Genomic DNA, 22,909 nt, shown 5'->3' with positions numbered 1-22,909 from the left:
GATGATCCCGTCAGGCGGGACCCGCTGTGCGTCCTGCATGCGCCTGTTGCCGTAAGGAGCTCCCATGTTTCGTCCGACCACCGTCCGCACGCATCGTTCGGTGCGCTACGCGTTGCTGGCGGGCACGAGCCTTGTCGCGCTCCTGACGGCGGGGGGCGGCGCGCTGGCCGCGACGCTGGGCGGCGTGGGCGGCGGCGGTGGCGCCGGGCCTGTTCCAGCGGCGGCCTCGGAAGCGGCGGCGCAGGCCGCGCGGCAATCGACCGCGGCGGCGCAGCAGTCGATGGTGCGCGCGATCCGCGCCGTGCAGGAGATGTCGAATGCCCAGGCGGCGGCGCGCGCGGCCGCCGCTGCGGCGCAGGTATCGACCACGGCGCCCGTCGCGGTGCGCAACGGCCTCGGCGCCGGCGGCCTGTTGCCGAATGCACCGGCGGGCTGGACCGGCGCCGACGCGCCGACCCAGAGCGTCGACGCCGGCGGCCAGACCCAGGTCGGCATTCGCCAGACCGCGCAGCAGGCGATCCTCAACTGGAAGACCTTCAATGTCGGAGCGCAGACCACGCTGACGTTCGACCAGCGTGGCAACGGCAACTGGGTGGCGCTCAACCGCGTCGACGCGACGACCGGTCCGGGCCAGATCCTCGGCAACATCAAGGCCGACGGTCAGGTCTATGTCATCAACCAGAACGGCATCATCTTCGGCGGCAACAGCCAGATCAATGTTGGTTCGCTGATCGCATCCACCGCCGGCATCACCGACCGTCAGTTCCTCGACAATGGCATCTATTCGAAACTGACCGGCTCCACCTATACGCCGAGCTTCACCGCCGCGGGCGGCAAGGTGGTCGTCGAGGCGGGCGCCTCGATTTCCACCGCCGCGCCATCCTCGGTGACCGCGGGCGGCGGCTACGTGCTGATGATCGGCTCGCAGGTCGAGAATGCCGGCAGCATCTCCACCCTGAAGGGGCAGGCCATTCTCGCGGCGGGCGACGACTTCGTCCTGCGTCGCGGCTACGCCACCGACGTCAACCAGTTCTCGACCACCCGCGGCAGCGAGATCGCGCCGCTGATCGGCATCGGCAGCGCCAGCGGCCGCGTGACCAATACGGGCCTCGTCCTGTCGCAGCAGGGCGACATCACCCTGGCGGGGCGCGCGGTGACGCAGGACGGCATCCTGCTGTCGACGACATCGGTCAATCAGCGCGGCACCATCCATCTGCTGAACGCCCTGAGCGACGGCAACGGCAGCGTCACGCTGACCGGGCGCAGCGTCAGCGCGATCCTGCCCGAACTCGCGTCGAGGGATACGGCTCTCAACTCGCAACGCGACGCGCTGATCGCCGCCTCGGGGATGAATCCGGGCGCGCTCGGACAGTTCGACAATCTGGCCAAGCTTGCCGACCGCCTCGATCAGTCGCGCGTCGAGATCGTCACCGGCGGCGTGGCGAATTTCCAGAACGGCTCGCTCACGATGGCTCAGGGTGGCCAGATCGCGGTGAGCGCGGGCAAGCGCGTCTTCGTTGAAAACGGCGCATTCCTCGACGTATCGGGCGTGCAGGGCGTGGTCCTGCCGATGTCGGCCAACCAGGTGCGGGTCAACGTTCAGGGCAACGAGCTCAGGGATTCGCCGGTCAATCGTGACAGCGGCGTGCTGCTCAGCCGGAACGTCTGGATCGACGTGCGCGATCTCGTCTATGTGCCCGCCGGCACCGGCGGCTATGCCGGCGACCGCTACTACACCAGGGGGGGTCTGCTCGAAGTCGGCGGCTATCTCGCCAACGCGGCCCATACCATCGGCGAGTGGACGGCCGTGGGCGGCAGCATCACCCTGGCGGCGCCGGAAGTCGTCGCCCAGCGGGGCGCGACCTTCAACATTTCCGGTGGCTCGGTAAGTTATGACGGCGGCTGGATCTTTTCCACCTCGCTGCTCGGAGCCGATGGCCGCATCTACCGCGTCGAGGATGCACCGGCCGATATGAAGTTCATCGCGCCTGCCGGCGGCTTCGTGCGGACGCATATGGTCCAGGGCAAGGTCATCGACCGTCTTACCGAGATCTGGACCTCTCCACTCGATCGTTCGACCACGGGGCGCTATGAGGCCGGCTATACGGTCGGCCGCGACGCTGGCCGCCTCAACCTGTCGACGCCGACAGCGGTGTTCGAGGCGGAGATCCTCGCCGACGTCGTCACCGGCGAACGGCAGTCGAGTGCGCGCGCCGCCAATGTCGCCGACGGATTCAAGCAGGTGCAGAACGCCGCGCCGCAGGCGGGCACGCTCGGCCTCGGCCGTTTCGATGTGACGAAAACGACCGAGAGCGCATTCTACGCCTCGCAGGTTCGTTTCGGCGATGTCGCAGCGATCACCGCGGGCATGTCCGCGGCCGATGCGTTGCCGTTGGCGCGCACCGGGACGGCGTGGTTCGATGCCGGCCGCCTCAACGCGATGCGTCTCGGTGGACTTGCGGTCGGTTCGGCCGACACCATCACGATTGATCGCGCCCTGGCGCTCGCCGATGGCGGCAGCGTCACGCTCAACGCGCCGGTGGTCGACATCAAGGCGGATGTCACCGCGCGGGGCGGCTCGCTGACGGTCGACAACTATTTCAAGGGCAATATCGCCGGCGGTCGCGGTTTTGGTGAGGTGCTGCTCAAGAACGGCACGGCATCGTTCACGGTCCATGACGGTGCGACGCTCGACCTGCGCGGCATCTGGGTCAACGCGCAAGGGCGCTCGTCTGCCGATGCCGGGCAGGCGTTGATCAACGGCGGCTCGGTCACCCTGCGATCGACCCACGATATCACCGTGGAGAGGGGCAGCGCGATCGACGTGTCCTCGGGAGGTGCGGTGCTCTCCGATGGCAAGTTCAGGGGAGGCCGCGGCGGCGACGTTACGCTGATCGCCGGTCAGACCAATCCGCTCAATCCCCAGGCCGACGGCCTGCTGACGCTCGACGGCGACATCCGCGCCTATGGCGTCAGCGGCGGCGGCACGCTCAGGGTCGAATCCGGCTCGGCGATCGCCATCGGCGGCAGGATCCTGAAGACCGACGGTGTGCTCGGGGCGGGCGAGAAGGCGCCAGTCGATCTCGTGCTGCTTCGGGAGTATCAGGTCAAGGCCGGCGAGGTGCTGCCGGCGGACTACTCCTATCCGACCACCGTATTCCTGCCGGGCGATCGCATCACCGCGGCCGCGAATTTCACGAACGTCAGGCTGGCCGCGGACTGGACGCCGCCCTATCCGACCGCCGGCGCGAGCTACTTCGTCAAGACCGGCAGCGGGCAGCAATTCCAGTACTGGCCGCGCGCGACCAACTACCCGCGGCCGGTCATTCCGGCGGGCACGGTGATCACGATTCCCCAATACCAGGTGGCCGCGATCGCGGGCTATATCCTGCCGGGCGATGTCTTCCCGGACGGTCTGGGTTCCCTGACACCAGTCACCCGGACGATTCCGGTCGGCACGCTGGCGCCGACCGACGTGACGTTCGCGGCCGGAACGCGCATCGCGGCCGGGGCGGTGTTGCAGCGTGACGCCAGCATCAAGCCGATCCTGCAGATCGGCACGCCGCTGTTCCAGACGGGATTCTCGACTTACGACATCAATGGCCGTCGCGGTCTCGTGGTCGCGGACGGGGCGCGGATCGATGGCGCGATGCCGGTCTATCGGCTCAAGGACGGCGCTTTCGACGTCGCGACCGGCGCGGATCCCACGCGTGCGCTCGACGTCTGGACGCCGCCGGCGTGGATCGAGGACGCGCGTAATGCGCGCCTGACCCAGCGGGCAGGCGCGAGCGTCACGCTTCGTGCGGCAACCGGAGAAGGGGCAACTGAGCTCGCCAGCGGGCTGATCGATGTTCGCGCAGGCGCGGCGATCGTGGTCGACGCCGGCCAGTCGATAAATCTGCGGGGCGTCGATTTCACGGTCGATGGCATGCTGGTGGCGCCGAACGGCACCATCAGCCTCACCCAGCCGACTAGCTCCCTCGTTCCGGAAATTGGCGGCAAGGCGGGCCTGATCTGGATCGGCGAACATGCCGTTCTCGACGTGGCGGCGCGTGCGGTGACGGCCACCGACATGCGCGGCCGGACCTACGGCGTGGTCGCCGATGGCGGCTCGATCCAGATCGGTGGCGCGCTGGACTGGGACCAGAACGGCCAGACCCTCACGCCGACATCGTTCGTCGTCATTCGCCCCGGCGCGCTGCTGGACGCATCCGGCACCAGCGCAGTTCTTGGTACGCCTGTCGTGGGGTTCCAGGCCAGCGTGCCGCTCGCGGTCGCCAGCAACGGCGGCAGCATCGTCGTCAAGTCGGGCCACGGCCTCTATCTCGATGGAACGCTGCGGGCGACGGCTGGCGGTTCGAACGCCGCCGGCGGCACGCTGGCGCTCGCGCTCGAAACGCCCAACTATCCGTCGCAGACTCTCAGCGGCGATGTGCTGCGGCATCGCGAAATCGTCATCGCCAACATCCAGGGCGACAGCGCCATCGCCGGTGCGGCCTCGAAGGCTGATGCGAGGGCAAGCCTTGTCACCGGCACGGCGCGCGTCGGGGCCGACCGCATCAGGGCCGGCGGCTTCGACAACCTGTCGGTGCTGGTCGACGGTATCCTGTCGTTCGATGGCGACGTCGCGCTGGGGATGCGACAGAGCCTGCGTCTCTATGCCGGCGCGTACGCCGTGACGGATGCCGCCGACGCCGCCGCGCGCGTGTCGCTTTCGGCTCCCTATGTGAGGCTGGCGGGCGCGACCCGCGGCGGCCGCGAGCACTTCACCTTGCCCGCGGTGAGGTGGGAGAGCGGTTATGGCAAACCGACGGACACGCCGAGCAACGCCGTGTTCGGGGTGACCGCGGACCTGATCGACGTGCGCGATTTCGTCGCGTTCGGCGTCCGCCAGGTCATGGACATCGAGACACGGGAGTACACGGTCGACCGCCGCGGCTTCGCGCTGGTCGATCTGTTGAGCCGCGGCGATATCCGCATGCTCGGCGCGATCCGGACGGACATCAGTACCCGCCTGCAGTCTTCGGCCAACATCGCCCTGACCGCGCAGCAGATCTATCCGGCGACCGGCGCGTTCGGCATCATCACGGCCGGCTATATCGGTGAAGAGGGCAAGATCCGCGCTGGCAGCGTGCTGGATATCCGCCGCTATGGCGCGGTGACACCCGAGATGCCGAACTCCGTGTTCGGCTCACTGTCGCTCGCTGCGGGCACCATCAATCAGGGCGGCGTGGTGCGTGCGCCTCTGGGCACGCTCCAGTTCGCAACGAACAGCAACGACGCCCAGATCGATGTCATTCATTTTCTGCCGGGCAGCATCACGTCGGTCAGCAGCGCCGGGTTGACGATGCCCTATGGCGGCACCCGCGACGGCCTCACCTACACCTACAACGGCGCAGCAGCGAAGCTGTTCGGCGCTGGAAAAATGGGGACGATCAGCCTGCGCGTTCTGCATGTCGACGCGCCGGCCGGCGCCATCCTGGACCTCTCGGGCGGCGGCGAGCTGACCGGCGCGGGATTCGTCTCCGGTCGCGGCGGCTCCGTGGATGTTCTCACCACACCGTTCATCAATTCCAATCCCGCCTACAAGTACAGTGCCAGCGGCAACGAGGTCTATGCCATCGTGCCCGGCCGCGCCGGTCTCTATGCGCCGACGGGGCAGGAGGCGGGCTATGGCGAGCCCGGGATCGGCCGGCAGATCACCATTCCCGACGGCGTGCCGGGCCTTGCGGCCGGCACCTATACGCTGATGCCGTCGACTTATGCGCTCCTCCCGGGAGCCTATCGCGTCGAGATCGGCGGCCGCGTCCTCCCGGGCGGCAGCGTTGCGGCGACCGGCAACGGTTCGTATGTCGCGAGTGCCTCTCTCAGCATCGCCAACACGACGATCCGTTCGTCGTTGCCGAGCCTCGTCACCGTGACACCGGGCAATATCGTCAGGACCCATTCGTCGTACAATGAGATGGGCTACAATGCGTTCGTGCTCGCGGATGCGGTGCGTGTCGGCGTGCCGCGTGCGGCCATGACCATCGACGCACGCCTGCTGAATCTCGAATTGCAGAAGCCGCGCACGGCCGACAGCCGTGCGCAACTGATCTTCGACGGCGACCTGCGCATCCGTGCTGCGGTCGACAGCAATGGTTTTGACGGCATCGTGCAGCTCCTCGGCGTCAATGAAATACTGGCAACCGGCCAGAACGCGACGCCGGGCATGTCGGGGTCGTCCGTCAGCGCCGACGAGATCAACAAGCTCAATGCGCCGCGTCTGGTGCTGAACGGCGCCATCGGCGTGGACTATGGCCAGAACGGGCGCGTGGTGACCATCGAAACCAGCCCCATGGATACCATCGTGCGCAGCGGTGCGCGACTTGTGGCGGGCGAGATCTTTCTCGCGAGCCGTGGGCGGCCATGGCGCGAGGAGATCGGCCGGGTGACGATCGAGGAGGGCGCGTCGCTCAGCACCATCGGTCGCGGTCGCGGCAGCTTCAACTCGCGAGACGGCTATGTCTTCGTGGCCAATGGCGTGCTCATGCTGTCCAACGGCGCGATCAATCTGATGCAGGCCGAGACGAGGCCGAACTCCGGTGACGAGGTCGAAATCTCGATCGGCGCCTGTGTCACCGCCGGCTGCGGCGGGGTGACCACGCTGGTTTCGGAAGGCACGATCGCCGCGGCGACGATCGGCTCGTTCGCCATGGCGGGGAACGTCTCCTACGGTACCCGCAATCTCGTGCTGGGCCTGTCGGCGATCAATCTCGGCGACGATGCGGCTCTTTCGGCCGCCGCGGCGGCAGGCCGTCTGCCGGCTGGCCTCGCGCTCAACCAGAATGTCCTGTCACATCTGCTGGCGGGCAATACCGCGACGGGCGCACCGGCGCTCGAGACGCTGGCACTGAATGCACGCAATTCGGTGAATGTGTTCGGCAACGTCACGCTCGATGCGTCGCGGATCGGTCGCCTCGTCCTCGGGACCCCGGCGATCTACGGCTACGGCGGCAGCAGCGATGTTGCGACGATCCGCGCCGGAGAGTTCGTCTGGACGGGCCTGGCCGTGGCGCCGGGGGCGGCGATGCCAGACACGCTCGGCGACGGCCGGTTGAATATCGCGGCCAACCGGATCGTGTTCGGCTACGGCCCCAACACCCAGCCGGGCAACCAGGTTGTCGACAATCGCATCGCGCTCGGCTTCACCGATGTGACTTTCACGGCCAGCGAATACGTCACATCGACCAACAAGAGCACGCTCAGCGTCTATCACCGGCAGGGCGAATACGTCGCGGGTGCAGGCTATCAGTACAGCGGCGGCAATCTGACCGTCGCGACGCCGCTTCTGACCGGCGCGGCCGGGTCCGGCAACACCATCACCGCCGGCGGCGATATCCGCATCATCGGCTCGGGTGGCGCGGCCGTGCCGGCCACGGCCCTCGGTGCGCAGCTCAAGCTTGCTGGCGCCAATATCCTCATCGACAGCAGCGTGGTGCTGCCGTCGGGGCATTTCACCGTGAACGCCAGCGGCGACATCGTCCTCGGCGGCAACGCACGCCTCGATCTCGCCGGGCGCGCGGTGCCGATGTTCGACATCACCAAGTACAGCTGGGGCGGTGATCTCATCCTGAGCAGCAGCGCCGGCAATATCCGCCAGGAGGCGGGCTCCACCATTGACGTCTCCGCCGAGCGCAATCGCGCCGGCACCATCACCGTGACGGCCCTCGGCAACGGCGCGGGACGCGTCGAGCTCGCCGGCGCCTTGCGCGGGACCGCATCCGGGCGATACGACGCTGGCGGCACGCTGGTGCCGTATGACGCAGCCGACGTCACCGTGCAGGCCCAGGTGCTGCCCGACTTCGCCGGGCTTAATGCGCGACTCAACGACGGCGGCGTGTTCGGCGCGCGGCGCTTCCAGATCAAGCAGGGCGACGTCGTCGTCGGCAACGAGGTCAGGGCGCGCAATGTCGAGATCGTCGCCGACGGCGGCAGTCTCACGGTCAACGGTACGATCGATGCCAGCGGCGTCCAGGTCGGCAGCATTCGCCTCGTGGCGATGGGCGATCTGACGGTCAACGGCCTGCTGGACGCCCACGGCACCGGCATGCGGTTCGACAGCTATGGCAAGATCATCGATGCACCAAACCGCGCGAGCGTCGATCTGACGACGCGTCAGGGCACATTGACATTGACGAGCAATGCCGCCGTCGACTTGCGCGTCGGGACGGAGGTTGCTTCCGGCACGGGGCCGCGCCAGAACGATGGCGCCGCGCGCGGCACGCTGACGCTGAATGCGCCGCGTCTCGGCGGCAGCGGCGTGCCGGCGGGGACCCGCGGGGTCGACGGCGCCAATGACGTTGCCGTCAACGTCCAGGGGACGCCGCCGGTCCGCGGCGCCAGGACCGTCGCGGTCAACGCGTTCCGCGTCTATGACGACGCGCCGCTCGCCACCGCGCCCGAGGTGACCGGCAACCGGCCGCAGGAGATCACGCAGGGCTATCTCGACGCCATCGATACCGACAGCGCGGCCTTCATCGATGCGGCGCTGGCCAATGGGGCACTGAGCGCGCGGCTCGGCGGCCTCGGCAACTATCGTCTTCGTCCGGGCGTCGAGGTCGTCAGCAAGGTCAGCGCGGCGAACCCGAACGGCGATCTCACGGTCGCCGGCGATCTCGACCTGTCGGGCTATCGCTATGGCCCGAACGCAAACCGGCTCGATGCCGGCTTGCGCGGTTTCGGCGAGCCCGGTGCGATCGCCATCCGCGCCGTCGGCAATCTCAACATCCGCGGCTCGATCAACGACGGCTTCACGCCGCCGCCGGCGACCACCGGTGACAACGGCTGGGTGCTCGATCCGGGTATTCTGCCGTATGGCGGCGACCTGACGCTTCCCATCGCCGTCACGCTGGATGCCGGCACGGTGTTCAGGAAGGGCGTGACACTCAACTACGATCTGCCGGTCGGTGCCGCTAACGGCCTGCCGGCAGGCACGGTGCTGCCGGTCCGCGCCACCCTGACGAGCACGCTGCTGCTGTCCGCAGGGACTGTCGTCGATGCCACCATCTATGACGCGAGCGGCGCGGTGGCGTTCGCCAAGGGCACGGTGCTGACCGGTGTGGTGACGCTGTCGGCCGGCATGCAGCTCGATGCCGGTACAGTGTTGCGCGGCGCCGCGAGCTTCGGGGCGCTGACCTGGCCGAAGGGCGTTCCGCTGCCTGCGGATCTGACCGCCGCGGTGCCGCTGGCGCTGGCGGCGGGATCGCTGATCCCGTCCATGACCGATGTGAAGCTCGTGGGAAGCCAGCGGGTCGAGCTGCGTCCGCGGACGGGCGATCGCCAGTCACAGAACTGGGCCATCGCGCCGATGCTCGGCGCCGGCGCGACCTCTTGGGACATGCAGTTCACGGCGGGCGCCGATCTCGGCTCGGCGGACGTCCGTGCGCGCAATCCGCTGGGCAAGGGCGATATCATTCTTGCCGATACGCACTATGCCTCGCGGACGGCCTCCGGCGGCATCGTCATGAACCTCAACATGGCGGGCGCGCTCGCGATCCTCGCCAAATGGGGCGCCGACTATCCCAATCTTTCCGTCAACGATCTCGTCGGCAAATCGGAGAGCCAGCTGATCGCGCTGCTCGGGGCGTCGAGCTGGGACGATCTGGAACTACCCGGCTTCTGGGATCCCGCCGCCGGTCATTTCGATCTCGGCCTGACCATGCAGGGCGTCAACGCGGTCGTCGATCTCAACGGCCTGCCACCCGGCATCACCAGCAGGTCGGACCTGCTGTTCAAGACCCGGCTCGAACTCGCCACCCTGTACGGCGATCCCAAGTACACCTGGAATGATTTCGGCCTGCCGCCGGACTTCGGGGATTACGGGCAGGGCAACCTCTCCACCATCAATATGCCGCCCACGACCACATATGCTTCGCCGTCGTTCAGTGTGATCCGCACCGGCACCGGCAACCTGTCGCTGGCAGCGGCCGGCAATATCCGGATGGATTCGCTCTACGGCGTCTACACCGCCGGCACGGCGACGGCGGTCGATGCGGCCTACAACCGCGCCCGTGGCCTTCTCCCTGATGGCACGCTGCTGGGCGCTGCGAGCGCCGACTACGCCTCGGCGACTGCGATCTATCAGGCGTGGTACCCGGACCAGGGTGGCAACGTTCTGATCGCGGCCGGGGGCAATCTCACCGGCAACATCTACGGTCAGTCGTGGCGCCAGACGCCTTCCACTGTCGTCACCGGCAACTGGCTGTGGCGCCAGGGCACGGGTACGACCGCCGTGGATACCCCGATCCCGACCTCCTGGTGGATTAATTTCGGCACCTATGTGCCGAACACGGCGATCGCGGACGGAAATCAGGCGCGTCTGCCGGATGTCGCCGGCTTCACGGGCATCGGCGCGCTTGGCGGCGGCAACATCGCGATCCGGGTGGGCGGCGACGCCGGCGCGATCGATCTGCGCGGCGGCCAGGGTTCGCTACGGACCGGTCAGGAGCGCAGCCAGGGCCTGATGGTCGCGGTCGGCAGCACCGGCCGCGTCGGGGCGGACGGATCGTTGTCACTGACCGGAGGCGGCGACATCGACATCCGCATTGCCGGCGCCCTCAATCCGAACCTGACACTGTCCGATGTCGGCGAGAAACATGCGTTGGCGGGAGCGCTGGTCGACCTGCGCGGTGCGCTGCATGTCACCACGCAGTCGGTCGGCGGGATCAAGCTGGCCTACGGCGCCTATGTCGACAAGTTCGATCCGCGCGGGCTCGATCCGTTCACCGCGACGGCGTCGGACGCGCATTCGGGCTTCACACTGGTGCCCGGCGACGCGGTGATGACCATCGATACGCGGGGTGACCTCGTCCTCGGCGGCGCCGGCGATCCCGGCCGCACACTGTCGCCGAACAATGGAAGTTATGCCGCGGGCGGCGTCTCGTATGGCGGCGGCGGCGAAAGCTGGTTCTCGCTGTGGACCGAGCATACCGCGATCAACCTGATGTCGGCCGGCGGCAACCTGACACCGACGACATCCTTGATGGAGCGGGACAGCATTCGCGCCGCGAGCCTGAACACCGACCAGAACATGGTCGACGGCACCGTCGTCTATCCGGCGATCCTGCGGGCGGCGGCGCTGAATGGCAGCATCTTCTACGGCGCCAGTGCCGCGCCGTCCCTGCGCTATGACAACCAGCCCTATCCCTTCGTCACCCTCGCGCCTTCGCGGTATGGCACGCTGGAAATGCTGGCCGGCAACTCGATCTATGGTGGCCAGTACGGCTTCAGCCTGTCCGGCACCGGCGTGCCGATGCCGACCCCGTTCAATCCGGCTTTTGCCGGCCGCGACGTCGACGTCTTCGGCCGGTCGCTGGTGACCAACGCGTCGTTCACCGGCTCGATCGATCAGGTCGGCAATGTCATGCCGTTGTCGCTGTTCGTGTTCGGTCCGAACACCTCCGTGACCCCCATCGGCCGGGCGGCCGATGCCGATCCCGTGCGCTTCTACGCGAGGAGCGGCGACATTTCCGGCCTGTACACCGGCGAGGTCCTGTCGTTCTCCGGTGGACTGAGCATCTGGTACAGCGCGTCGGCGCCGCTCATGGTGCGCGCCGGCCGCGATATCGTCGGCGCCGGGCTGGCCCCCGGGGCGACGCGCGACAGCTATTACGGTGGCACGTCACGTGGCAATCTGATCGTGCACAGCAACCCCAATGATGTCTCGGTCATCTCCGCCGGACGGGACATCGTCAACGCCAACTTCGACATCGCCGGTCCCGGTGCGATCGAAATCTCCGCCGGCCGCAATCTCTATCAGGCCGACAAGGGCGCGATCACCAGCATCGGCCCGCTCGCCACCGGCGACACCCGTCGCGGCGCCAGTGTTGCCATGCTCGCCGGCGTCGGTGCGTCCGGGCCGAACTACGACGGCTTCGCGGCGCGCTATCTCGATCCCGCGAACCTGTCGAGCAGCGGCGTGCCGCTCGCCGACCAGCCGGGCAAGGTTGCCAAAACATATGAGCGTGAGCTCGCGGTCTGGCTCGGCGAGCGCTACGGCTTCGCCGGGACCGATGTGGAGGCACGCGCTTACTTCGCAGGCCTGCCCCCTGAGCAGCGGCAGATCTTCCTGCGGAGCGTCTATTTTGCCGAGCTCACCGCGGGCGGCCGCGAGCACAACGACGAGGGTGGTCAGCGCCATGGCAGCTATCTGCGCGGGCGACAGGCGATTGCCGTGCTGTTCCCGGAGATGGCGGCCTATGGCGGCGATCTCACGATGTTCGGTGGCTCGGGCATCCGGACGCTGTCGGGGGGCGACATCCAGATCCTAGCGCCGGGCGGCCGCGCCGTCATCGGCATCGAAGGGCTGGTGCCGCCGGCGTCGTCCGGCCTGATCACGCAGGGCGCGGGCAATATCCAGATCTACGGGCAGGACAGCATCCTGCTCGGCCTGTCGCGCATCATGACCACGTTCGGCGGCAATATCATCGCGTGGTCGGCGACCGGCGATATCAATGCGGGCCGCGGCTCGAAGACGACGACGGTCTATACGCCGCCGAAACGCGTCTACGACAAGTATGGCCGGGCGATGCTGTCGCCGCAGGTGCCGTCATCCGGCGCGGGCATCGCGACCCTCAACCCGATCCCGGAAGTGCCGCCCGGCGACATCGATCTCATCGCTCCGCTCGGCACCATCGATGCGGGCGAGGCGGGCATCCGTGTCTCCGGCAACGTGACCCTGGCAGCGCTGCAGATTCTCAATGCCGCGAATATCCAGGTGCAGGGCAACTCGTCGGGTATTCCGACCGTCCAGGCGCCTAATCTCAGCATGGCCCTGTCGGCCTCGAACGCGACGGCAGCGACCCAGCAGACGCAGGCGCCGAGCCAGAGCGGCGGCAACACGCAGGCTTCGATCATCATGGTCGAAGTGCTCGGCTATGGCGGCGGTGGCGATCAGACTGCGCCGGAGCAATCGGAGAAGGACAAGAAGCGCACGCTCGACCAGCGCCAGAGCTATGATCCGAACAGCATGTTCCAGATCGTCGGCGGCGGCACGCTGAGCGAGGAGCAGAAAAACAAGCTCACCGACAGCGAGCGGAGCATGATGTCGGTCGCGCGATGATGCGCGCAGAACGGTTGGTGCGGGCGGCCCTGGAGCGCTGTCGCGGAATGGAGTTGCCGGAGCCGCCGTCGGTGGTCCGGCGCGCTGCCGCTCAGGACTGCCCGCTCATCCGCACGTCGACCTCGTCCAGTCCCTGCACCTTGTAGATGATGTAGGACAGCGCCCAGGCGCCGATGAACAGGCCGATGATGACGAAGCCGAGGTTGTTGAAGTTTTCGTTGAGGGCGGCAACGAATTCCCAGAACGCGCCTTCGAGGCCGAGCCGGCCGCCGATCAGGCCGAGGGCCTCGATGCCGCCGATCAGCAGCGCGACGATCACCGACACCAGCGTGATCGACATGTTGTAGTAGAGCTTGCGCATCGGCTTGACGAACGCCCACTCATAGGCGCCGAGCATCATCACGCCATCGGTGGTATCGACCAGCGACATGCCTGCGGCGAACAGCACGGGATAGACCATGATGGCGGTGAACGGCACGCCCTTGGCGGCCTGCGCCGCGGAGACGCCGAACATCGCGACCTCTGTCGCAGTGTCGAAGCCGAGGCCGAACAGAAAACCGAGCGGGAACATGTGCCAGCTCTTGGTGACCAGCCGGAACACCGGGCGGAACAGGCGTGCGAGAAAGCCGCGATTGGCGAGCAGCAGGTCGAGATCCTCCTCGACATAGGGGCCGCCGGCCCGGACGCGGCGATAGCTGCGGTAGATCGAGACGAAGATCACGATGTTCATCGCGGCGATCGCCAGCAGGAACAGCGCCGAGACGCTGGTGCCGATGATGCCGGAGATATTCTGGAATGCGCCGAAGCTGCCGAGCAGCGTGGCGGCGACCGCGACCGCGCCGCTGGCGATGATCACCACGGTCGAATGGCCAATGGCGAAGAAGAAGCCGACCGCGACCGGGCGCTGGCGCATCTGCATCAGCTTGCGCGTGACATTGTCGATGGCCGCGATGTGATCGGCGTCGACTGCGTGGCGCAGCCCGAGGCCGTAGATCACAAGAGCGACGCCGAGCATGGTCGGGCTGTGGCGGAAGGCGATGAACGCCCAGACCCAGGCGCCGATGTTGAGGAGGCCGACGACCGCGTAGATCGCGATCAGGCGGGCCTTGAAATCGGGCGAACTCTCGTCGAACAGATGCTTCACGGCCCTGAACATCGGAACTCCTGCGGCATTGCCCTGGCCGGGACCCGGGAGCCGGTACCAAGCCGCGCCGAACGCCGGCGGGGAAAACGGTCGTGGGGAGACACCGCGCTGGCATGGCCCGCGCGGTGTTCCGATGCCGTCGCCTCAGCGGGCGGCGATGATCGCGATCTCGACGTTGTAGGACGGCGCGGCGAGCTTCGACTCGACGCAGGCCCGCGCCGGCTGGCCGCCGGGGGCGACCCAGGCGTCCCAAATCTCGTTCATCTCGGCGAAGCGGCTCATGTCGGTCAGCCAGATGGTCGCCGACAGGATCTTGGTCTTGTCCGAGCCGGTCTCCGCCAGCAGTTCGTCGATGCGGGCGAGAATGTCGCGGGTCTGCTCGGCCACCGAGCCGCCGCCGGCGCGCTGGGCGACCTGGCCGGCGAGATACACGGTGTCGCCGTGAACCACGGCCTGGCTCATGCGGGCGTTGGAATGCAGGCGGCGGATGTCGGCCATCTTGGTCTCCTTGAGGTGGGTGGTCGAAATTCAGACCGTCGCACTGCTATACAACCGCGGTGATGTCAATCGCGCGGTGCGCGTCCGCGCAGTTCCCGGGAAGCGGTTGACAGCGCCCCTGCCATCCGCGGGCGCGTCTTGCCGGCATCGGTGCGACACAGCTACGCTGCGCCCAACCGGCATGCGCTCGCGTGAGGCTGGACAAGATCGCGCCCGTCGAGGCTGCGACCACATATGGGGATGGACATGCACAAGAGCCTGACACGGGCCGTTCGTTCGTCGTTTTGCGTTGCGGGGATTACCGCTTCTCTCATCACGGTCTCGGGCCTGCCCGCCGTCGCCCGCGAGGCGAAGGAGACGCTGCCGCCGGCAGCGCGGGTCTCGTCCGCGACCGTCGCCGGCCTGCAGGCCCCGGCGCGGATCCTGGTCGATGTCTGGGGCATCCCGCACATCTATGCCGGCAATGAGCATGACGTCTTCTTCCTGCAGGGCTTCAACGCCGCGCGCGACCGGCTGTGGCAGATCGATCTCTGGCGCAAGCGCGGGCTCGGGCTGCTGGCGAAGGATTTCGGGCCGTCCTATGTCGAGCAGGATCGCGCGCTGCGCCTGTTTCTTTACCGTGGCGACATGACGGCGGAGTGGGCCGCCTACGGTCCCAAGGCGAAGACCTATGCCGAGGCGTTCGTCGCCGGCATCAACGCTTATGTCGCCGATGTGCGCGAGGGAGGGCGGCCGCTGCCGATGGAATTCCGCCTTGCCGGAACGCAGCCGGACCTGTGGTCGGCCGAGGACGTCGTGCGGGTCCGCAGCCATGGGCTGACACGCAATGTCGCCTCCGAGGTGCGCCGGGCCGAAGTCGCCTGCGCCGCGGGCCTGGAGGCCGATCGCCTGCGGGTCAAGCTCGAGCCGCCATGGACCACGAAAGTGCCGGATGGCCTCGATCCCTGCAGCGTGCCCAAGGGCGTGCTTGCGCTCTACGACCTCGCGACTCGTCCCGTGGCCTTCGCCGCGCCGGGGCAGAAGGCGGCGATGCTGCACGATCCCGACACCTTCCTCACCGAGGCGGCCGCGCAGCGTGACACCATCGGCTCCAACAACTGGGTGGTGGCGGCGTCACGCACCGCGACCGGCCGGCCGATCCTCGCCAATGACCCGCATCGCGAGCACAGCGTGCCGTCGCTGCGCTACATCGTCGGTCTCAATGCGCCCGGGCTGTCGGTGATCGGCGCCGGCGAACCGGCACTGCCCGGCATCTCGATCGGTCACAACGGCACCATCGCCTTCGGGCTCACCATCTTCAATGTCGACCAGGAGGACCTCTACGTCTACGAGCTCAATCCGGCCGATCCCAACCAGTACCGCTACAACGGCGGCTGGGAGAGCATGCGCGTGGTGCACGAGAAGGAGGACGTGAAGGGCGAGGGGGCGCGCGACCTCGAACTCAAGTTCACCCGCCATGGCCCGGTGCTGTTCGTCGACGAGGCCAGCCACCGCGCCTTCGCCATCCGTTCGGTCTGGTTCGAGCCGGGCACCTCGGCCTATTTTGGCTCGTCCGACTACATGACTGCCAGGGACTGGAACGGCTTCCTCACCGCCATGCGGCGCTGGGGCGCGCCGTCGGAGAACCAGGTCTATGCCGATGTGAAGGGCAACATCGGCTGGGTGCCCGGCGGCAAGACGCCCCGCCGCGTCAGCTATGACGGCCTGATGCCTGTGCCAGGCGATGGCCGCTATGAGTGGAAGGGTTTTCTGACCCTCGACGAGCTGCCGCGGGTCTATCGTCCGGAGCAGGGCTGGTTCGCCAGCGCCAACCAGATGAACCTGCCGCCGGATTATCCGGTGGCGGAGCGCAAGGTCGGCTTCGAGTGGTCGGACGCGGCGCGCTGGCAGCGGATCGCCGAGGTGCTCGGCGCCAACACCAAGATGACGCTGGCGGATGCGATGGATCTGCAGAACGACGACACCACCATGCTCGGCCGTCGTCTGGTGGCGCTGCTCAAGCCGTTGTCGTCGGACGATGCCAATGTGCGGCGGGGTCTCGATCTGCTCAAGGGCTGGGACGCCCGCGACACCGCCGACAGCGCGGCGGCGGCCGTGTTCGAGGTGTGGATCGCCAATCATCTGGGTGCGACGGTCGCGAAGGCCGTCGCGCCGAAGGCGGCTGATGTCATCGCGCTCGACCCCGCGAGCATTCCGGCCATCGTGCCGCTGCTGGAAAAGCCGGATGAGGGATTTGGCAGTGACCCGGCGGCCGCCCGCGACCGGCTGCTGCTGACGAGCCTTGGCGAGGCCGTCGCCGAGGTGACCGCAAAGCTCGGCGACGATCCGTCGCGCTGGGCCTGGGGCAAGCTGCACCGCGCGCTGTTCACCCACGCGCTGGCGCCGCTCGCCGACAAGGCCACGGCCGCGCAGCTGACGGTCGGGCCGCTCGCCTTCGCCGGCGCGGCCAACGTGCCGCGCGCGGCGACCTACCGGCGCACCGACTACCAGCTCACGGCCGGCGCCTCGTTCCGTATGGTGCTCGATGTCGGCAACTGGGATGCGAGCCGCGTCATCAACACGCCGGGACAGTCGGGCGATCCCTACAGCCCGCACTATCGCGATCTCGCGCCGCTGTGGGCTGCGGGCTCCTACGTGCCGCTGCTCTACAGCCGCGCGGCGGTCGAGGCGGCGACGGCGGAAGCGATCGTGCTGACACCGCGGTGAGAAGTCACCCTGCAGGCCGCGGTCGATCCGCGGGCCTGCAGGGTTTTGAGCGCATCGGCCGTTCGCTTCCCCCAAAGCGTCGGGCCGACACGCTGCAACGGATGGTTCAGACCAGCTCGACGCCGGCGGGGTAGTTTGCGCCCTGCAGCATTTCGATGAAGGCGCCCGCGGGCGCATTGCGCATCTGCGGCGGCACGCCGAGCAGGCCCCAGGCCTTGCCGGTGGTGCGCATCGCCTTCATGTCATAGACGAACACCACGGCGATATCGATCAGGATCTCGCGCCAGGTGACGACATAGAGGTCATCCCGCATCTTGTAATAGCTGACGGGATCGCAGCCGCAGTCGCCGCGCCGCGCGCCGTTGACGCACTGATAGGCGTACCATTTCGTGTTGATGTAGATGTGCTCGTAGGTCGTCTCGGGGCTGTAGTGATAGAGCGCGCGGTGGTTGACGAGATCGCGGGTCGGCGCCGCGGCCGTGCCGGTCACCGCGCCGCCGTCGATGGTTGCGGTGGTGAACTGCTGCGACAGGCGGGTGTCGCGCACGACCGGCGGGTTCATCCGGGTGCCGACGATCAGCGCGCGGTGTGTGGTGGTGTCGGCGATGACATTGACCGTCTCCGGTGCATCGGGCGACAGCAGCAGGTCGATGAAGTACACGCCCGGTGCCGCTTCGACCACATCGGTGGTGGCCTGGCCGGACGTGGCCGTGAAGCCGGGCAGGCCGCTCCACGTGCAGCCATGGTCGCGGTCGAAGGCGATGGTCGCCTGGCCGCCGTCTTCCAGTGTCAGCGCCAGCGTCGTGCCGGCGAGGGCGTCGCTGCTCGGCAGGCGATTGAAGCCGAGGGTGCCGGCGATGTTCTGGGCGAGCTGCGGCCGTTGTTGTGGCTCGTTCATGTCGAACTCCGTGGGATCAGGGGCGGGGAAAGGTTTCGCCGACGAGGCGCTCGGACAGAGTCCAGACCTTGTCGGCGAGGTCGTGGTCGCGCACCCAGGGGATGACGCCGTTGGGCAGCCGCGGATCCGGATTGACCTGCGAGAAGCCGCAGTCCTCGAGAAAATCCCCGCCATGTCCATCGAGGTCGGGATGCACCAGCCCCCACACCATGGTGGCGGCGCCGGCGGCGAGGCTCTTGCGCGGCAGGTCGACGACGCCCGGCTGGCGGGCGCGCAGCGGCACGAACATCTCCTCGGTCAGGTGATGATGCAGGTTGGTCTCGGTGATGATACCCGGCGCCACGGTGAAAGCGCGCACGTTCTGTCCGGCATGGCGGTCGTCATAGGCCAGCGCAAACAGCGCATTGGCTGATTTCGACTGGCCGTAGGCGTCCCAGCGGTCGTAGGGCTTGTTCCTGAAGTTGGGATCGTGGAGGTCGACGCTGTGCAGGCGGTGCGCGCCCGAGCTCATCATCACGATGCGTGACGGCGCGCCCTTCACCAGCAGTGGGGTCAGACGGTTCACCAGCAGGAAGTGGCCGAGATGGTTGGTGCCGAACTGCAGCTCGAAGCCGTCGCTGGTGCGTCCTTCGTCGGTCGCCATCACGCCGGCATTGCCGATCAGTCCGTGCAGCGCCGGATGGGCCAGCGCGATTTCATCGGTGAAGCGGTGAATGCTGGCGAGCGAGCCCATGTCGACGAGGCGGACTTCGAGCGAAGCGTCGGGATGGCGGGCACGGATCGCGTCGGCGGCCGCGTTGCCGCGGCCGGTGGAGCGCACCGCGAGGATGACATGCGCGCCTTGTGCGGCGAGCCCGCGCGCGGCTTCCTGGCCGAGGCCGGACGATGCGCCGGTCACCAGCATGGTCTTGCCATGCAGGTCGAGGCCGCGGAGGACCTCGTCGATGGTGGTGGTGCGGTCGAAGGACGTGGCCATGCTGTCGTTGCCTCCTTGTTGCTGGCTGGTCAGCGCCGCCGCCAGGCGAGCAGGCGCCGCTCGGCGAATTCGAGCAGGGTGTTGTTGAGGTAGCCGACGAGGCCGAGCAGGATGACGCCGGCATAGAGGTCGGTGCTGCGGAAGGTGCGTCCGGCCATCAGGATGGTGGTGCCGAGCCCGGTCTGGGCCGTCAGCATTTCGCCGACCACGGTGACGATCAGCGACGCGGTGAGCGACAGCCGCATGCCGGAGAGAATGTCGGGCAGGGCGTTGGGCAGGCCGAGCTTGATGATGAAGGCGGTGCGTGACAGCCGCAGCACCTGCGCCACCTCATGGAGGCGGCGGTCCATCGCGGTGAAGCCGTGCACTGTGGCAAGCAGCGTCGGCCAGATCGCGCCGAATGCCACCGTGATCAGCAGCATGCCGGGAGTCAGCCCGAACAGGGCGATGCCGACCGGCAGCAGGCTCGACGCCGGCAACGGGCGCAGGAACTCCAGTGTCGGCATCAGGAAGGCACGGCCGTGGCGCGACAGCCCGACCAGCGTGCCCAGCGCGACGCCGGCCACCGAGGCGAGAATCCAGCCGACGATCATGCGGCGGATGGTGGCGAGCGTCAGCGCCAGCAGATCGCCATGGACGAGCCCGTCGGTGAGCGCGGCGACCGTCGCGCCGGGGCTCGGCAGGAACACCCGCGGCACGGCGCCGGCCGCGACCACGGCGCCCCACAGCGCGACGAGGACGAGCACGATGCCGGCCGAGCCGGCGCGCGACAGGCCGGTCATCGGGCAGCCTCCGCGCGGCCGGCTGCGAACAGGCGGCGTTCGAGCAGCACGAGGCCGCCGTTGAGCGCCCAGCCGAGCAGGGCGAGCCAGCCGACATAGACATACATGATGTCCGGCCGCAGTTCCTGCTGCGCCGACACCAGTGCATAGCCGATGCCCGAGGGATTGGCCGCGATCTCGGTGGTGACCGCGACGATCAGCGCGATGCCGAGGGTGAGGCGGGCGGCGACGAACACCCGCGGCAGGCTCGCCGGCAGCACGATCTTCCAGATCCGCGCGGCGGCGGGCAGGCCGAGGACATCAGCGACGTCGAGCAGTTCGCGGTCGATCGCCCGTGTCGCGGCGCGGGTCAGCAGCAGCATCGGCCAGAAGCAGGTGAAGGCGACGATCAGCGCCTCCATGGTGAAGCCGAAGCCGAACACCAGCAGCGCCAGCGGGATCAGCGCCACCGGCGGGATCGGCCGCAGCAATTCGACGGTGAGCGCCGACAGATCGTCGGCGAGCGCCGACAGGCCGAGCCACAGTCCGAACAGCAGGCCGAGGCCGCCGCCGACCACCGCGCCGCCGAAGGCCGGCACCAGCGTGTCGCCGGTCGCCTGCAGCACGGTGCCGTCGCGCAGGCCGGCGACGGCGGCGATGGCGACATCGCTCGGCAGCGCGAGGCCGTCGCTGCGGATGCCGCTCGCGCGCATCGCGATCTCGGCGAGCAGCAGCGCGCCGACTGGCAGAACGAGGCCCTGCACGGTGGAGCGCGCGCGCATCAGTGGTGCCTGAAAAAGTCGTAGAGACCGTGGCGTAGCCGCAGGAAGTCCGGATGCTCCCGTGTCAGCAACTGGTCGCGCGGCCGCGCCAGCGGCACGTCGGTGATGTCAGCGAGACGGCCGGGATTGGCTTCCAGCGTCACGATGCGGTCGCCGAGATAGATCGCCTCCTCGAGGTCGTGGGTGACGAAGATCACGGTGGCGCCGGCGTCGCGAACGAGGCTCGCCAGTTCGTCCTGCAGGCCCTGGCGGGTCATGGCGTCGAGCGCGCCGAACGGCTCGTCCATCAGCAGGATGGTCGGCTGCTGGGCGAGGCAGCGCGCGATCTGCAGGCGCTGCTGCATGCCGCCGGAGAGCTGCGCCGGATACTTGTCGGCATGGGCGCCGAGGCCGACCTTGTGGAGCAGCGCCGCGATGCGGCTGGCACGCTCCGCCTTTGGCACGTGCGCGGCCTCCAGTGCGAGGCTGACATTGCCGGCGACGGTGCGCCAGGGCAGCAGGGCCCGGCCGTAGTCCTGGAAGACGATGGCGACGTCGGGCGAGGGGCCTTCGATCGGGCGGCCCTCGCGCAGCACGGTGCCGCCGGTCGGCTTCAGCAGGCCCGAGACCAGCCGCAGCAACGTCGTCTTGCCGCAGCCGGATGCACCGACGATGCAGACGAACTCACCGCGGGCGACATCGAACGACAGGCCGTCGATGATGCGGCGGCCGCCGAGATCGAGGACGATGGACGAAAAACGCAGGATCGGTGGCACGTCGTGCGGGGGAAGGCTCACGGCAGAAAATGCTCACGCTCGAAGAGGTCGCTCGGGGCGTTGTCGAAGGCCCTCTTGGGAAGAAGGATCACCTGGGAGCCAAGGCTCACTTGGGAAACAGCGAGGCCGCGTCGATCTGCGTCTTGAGCATTTTCTGCCGCTGCATCATTTCGATCCACAGCTGGATCTGGTCCGGACGGACGTCGGCGCTCATCTTGTTCCACTGCACGGTGGCGAGCGCGTCCGGCGGCAGCTTGACGTATTTGCCGTAGTCGGCGCGCGAGGCCTCGACATGGGTCTCGGCAATGGTGATGGCCTCGGCGATCGACTGCCTGAACGCCTTCACCACGGCCGGGTTGGCCTCGGCCCATTTGCGCGTCGCGACATAGACGAACGGCGGCAGGCCGTCGGGCAGCTCATGGGCGATGTGGAACACCTTGGCGCCGGCGCCGCTCGATACCGCGCGGCCGAGGAACGGCTGGGTGGTGACGATGGCGTCCACCGTGCCGGCCTTGAGAATGTCGCCAAGGGCGGGGAAATTGCCCTCGATGAAGGTGACGGTCGACGTGTCGACGCCCGACTTGGTCAGCCACTCGCGCGCCAGCACGTGGAAGAAGCCCTCGAGGCCGGGCAGCGCGATCTTCTTGCCGGCGAGGTCCTTCGGCGTCTCGATGCCGGAGCCGGCCTTGGCCACGATGCCGTAGTTCTCGTCGGTCTTCGACGCCACGGCGCCGCCCGCGACCACAACGAAGTCGAGGCCGCTGTCGTTGGCCTGCAGCAGGTTGGGCGTGCCGAACACGCCGATCTGGATGCCGCCGGAGGCGAGCGCGACGGGGATCGCCGCGCCGCCCTGGATCACCCGCACTTCGGCATCGAGGCCGTTCTTCTTGAACAGGCCCTGTTCCTTGGCGATGAACGCCGCCACCATCTCGGGAGCGGGCGCGACGGCGATGACGACCTTGGTCTGCGCCGTTGCCAGCGATGCCGTCGCCGTCAGGGTCAGAGCGGTGAACAGGGCGGTCAAACCCGCGCGCTTTCGAACACTCATGGGATTACCTTCCGGGATGGCTGCGGCGGCATGGTGCGCCGGTGACGACGATCATCGTGTGATGCGCGTGGCGGGGCGCTGCACGGTGTGCGAAGCAAGCTACTGCGCGCGCCGAAAGCCGTCTTGCTTGGTCGCGCAGGATTGATTGACCGATCGGGACGCCTGTCATGATGCGCTGCAAGGCGCGCAGGGATCCGCAGGCGTCGCTGCAGTGGCGCGAGCGGTGGAGCTCGCGTTCC

10 protein-coding genes are annotated in these 22,909 nt (G+C 68.0%); 2 read left to right on the top strand and 8 right to left on the bottom strand.

The window, feature by feature from the left end; translation table 11 throughout:
* The first annotated feature begins 64 nt into the window (after positions 1-64).
* Positions 65-13,102: a filamentous hemagglutinin family protein gene (locus JQ639_RS03595; RefSeq protein ID WP_211969367.1), complete on the top strand. Its 13,038-nt coding sequence runs from the start codon at positions 65-67 to the stop codon at positions 13,100-13,102.
* A gap of 91 nt (positions 13,103-13,193) precedes the next feature.
* Here JQ639_RS03595 and JQ639_RS03590 read toward each other — a convergent pair whose 3' ends face one another.
* Positions 13,194-14,258, bottom strand: coding sequence for a HoxN/HupN/NixA family nickel/cobalt transporter (locus tag JQ639_RS03590; RefSeq protein ID WP_211969368.1), 1,065 nt, complete (start codon positions 14,256-14,258; stop codon positions 13,194-13,196).
* A gap of 132 nt (positions 14,259-14,390) precedes the next feature.
* Complete coding sequence (locus JQ639_RS03585) at positions 14,391-14,744, bottom strand: RidA family protein (RefSeq protein ID WP_211969369.1); 354 nt, start codon at positions 14,742-14,744, stop codon at positions 14,391-14,393.
* A 246-nt stretch (positions 14,745-14,990) separates the two neighbouring features.
* Between JQ639_RS03585 and JQ639_RS03580 the strand changes: the two genes are divergently transcribed.
* Positions 14,991-17,450: a penicillin acylase family protein gene (locus tag JQ639_RS03580; RefSeq protein WP_211969370.1), complete on the top strand. Its 2,460-nt coding sequence runs from the start codon at positions 14,991-14,993 to the stop codon at positions 17,448-17,450.
* 106 nt (positions 17,451-17,556) lie between these two features.
* Here the strand turns inward: JQ639_RS03580 and JQ639_RS03575 are convergent, their stop codons facing one another.
* The 6 genes from JQ639_RS03575 to JQ639_RS03550 form a co-directional block, all read right to left on the bottom strand.
* Positions 17,557-18,348, bottom strand: a complete 792-nt coding sequence (locus JQ639_RS03575; RefSeq protein ID WP_211969371.1) for a MoaF C-terminal domain-containing protein — start codon at positions 18,346-18,348, stop codon at positions 17,557-17,559.
* Positions 18,349-18,364: 16 nt separating this feature from the next.
* The gene (locus JQ639_RS03570; protein ID WP_211969372.1) at positions 18,365-19,324 is read right to left on the bottom strand and encodes an SDR family NAD(P)-dependent oxidoreductase; all 960 of its coding nucleotides are present in this window, start codon (positions 19,322-19,324) and stop codon (positions 18,365-18,367) included.
* Positions 19,325-19,353: 29 nt separating this feature from the next.
* Positions 19,354-20,106 carry an ABC transporter permease gene (locus JQ639_RS03565; protein WP_211969373.1) on the bottom strand — a complete coding sequence of 251 codons (753 nt, stop codon included), beginning with the start codon at positions 20,104-20,106 and terminating at the stop codon, positions 19,354-19,356.
* Positions 20,103-20,867 carry an ABC transporter permease gene (locus JQ639_RS03560; protein WP_211969374.1) on the bottom strand — a complete coding sequence of 255 codons (765 nt, stop codon included), beginning with the start codon at positions 20,865-20,867 and terminating at the stop codon, positions 20,103-20,105. Before JQ639_RS03560 ends, JQ639_RS03565 begins: the two co-directional genes overlap by 4 nt.
* Entirely contained in the window at positions 20,867-21,643 is a 777-nt protein-coding gene (locus tag JQ639_RS03555) for an ABC transporter ATP-binding protein (RefSeq protein WP_211969375.1), read from the bottom strand. The genes JQ639_RS03560 and JQ639_RS03555 overlap by 1 nt, the downstream gene beginning before the upstream one ends.
* 85 nt (positions 21,644-21,728) lie before the next feature.
* Positions 21,729-22,670 carry an ABC transporter substrate-binding protein gene (locus JQ639_RS03550; protein WP_211969376.1) on the bottom strand — a complete coding sequence of 314 codons (942 nt, stop codon included), beginning with the start codon at positions 22,668-22,670 and terminating at the stop codon, positions 21,729-21,731.
* Positions 22,671-22,909 lie beyond the last annotated feature (239 nt).

Source organism: Bradyrhizobium sp. U87765 SZCCT0048, assembly GCF_018131225.1.
In the GTDB taxonomy this organism is placed as follows: domain Bacteria; phylum Pseudomonadota; class Alphaproteobacteria; order Rhizobiales; family Xanthobacteraceae; genus Bradyrhizobium_A.
Note: the sequence above shows the minus strand (reverse complement) of the source record. Positions and strands in the feature narration are given on the sequence as shown.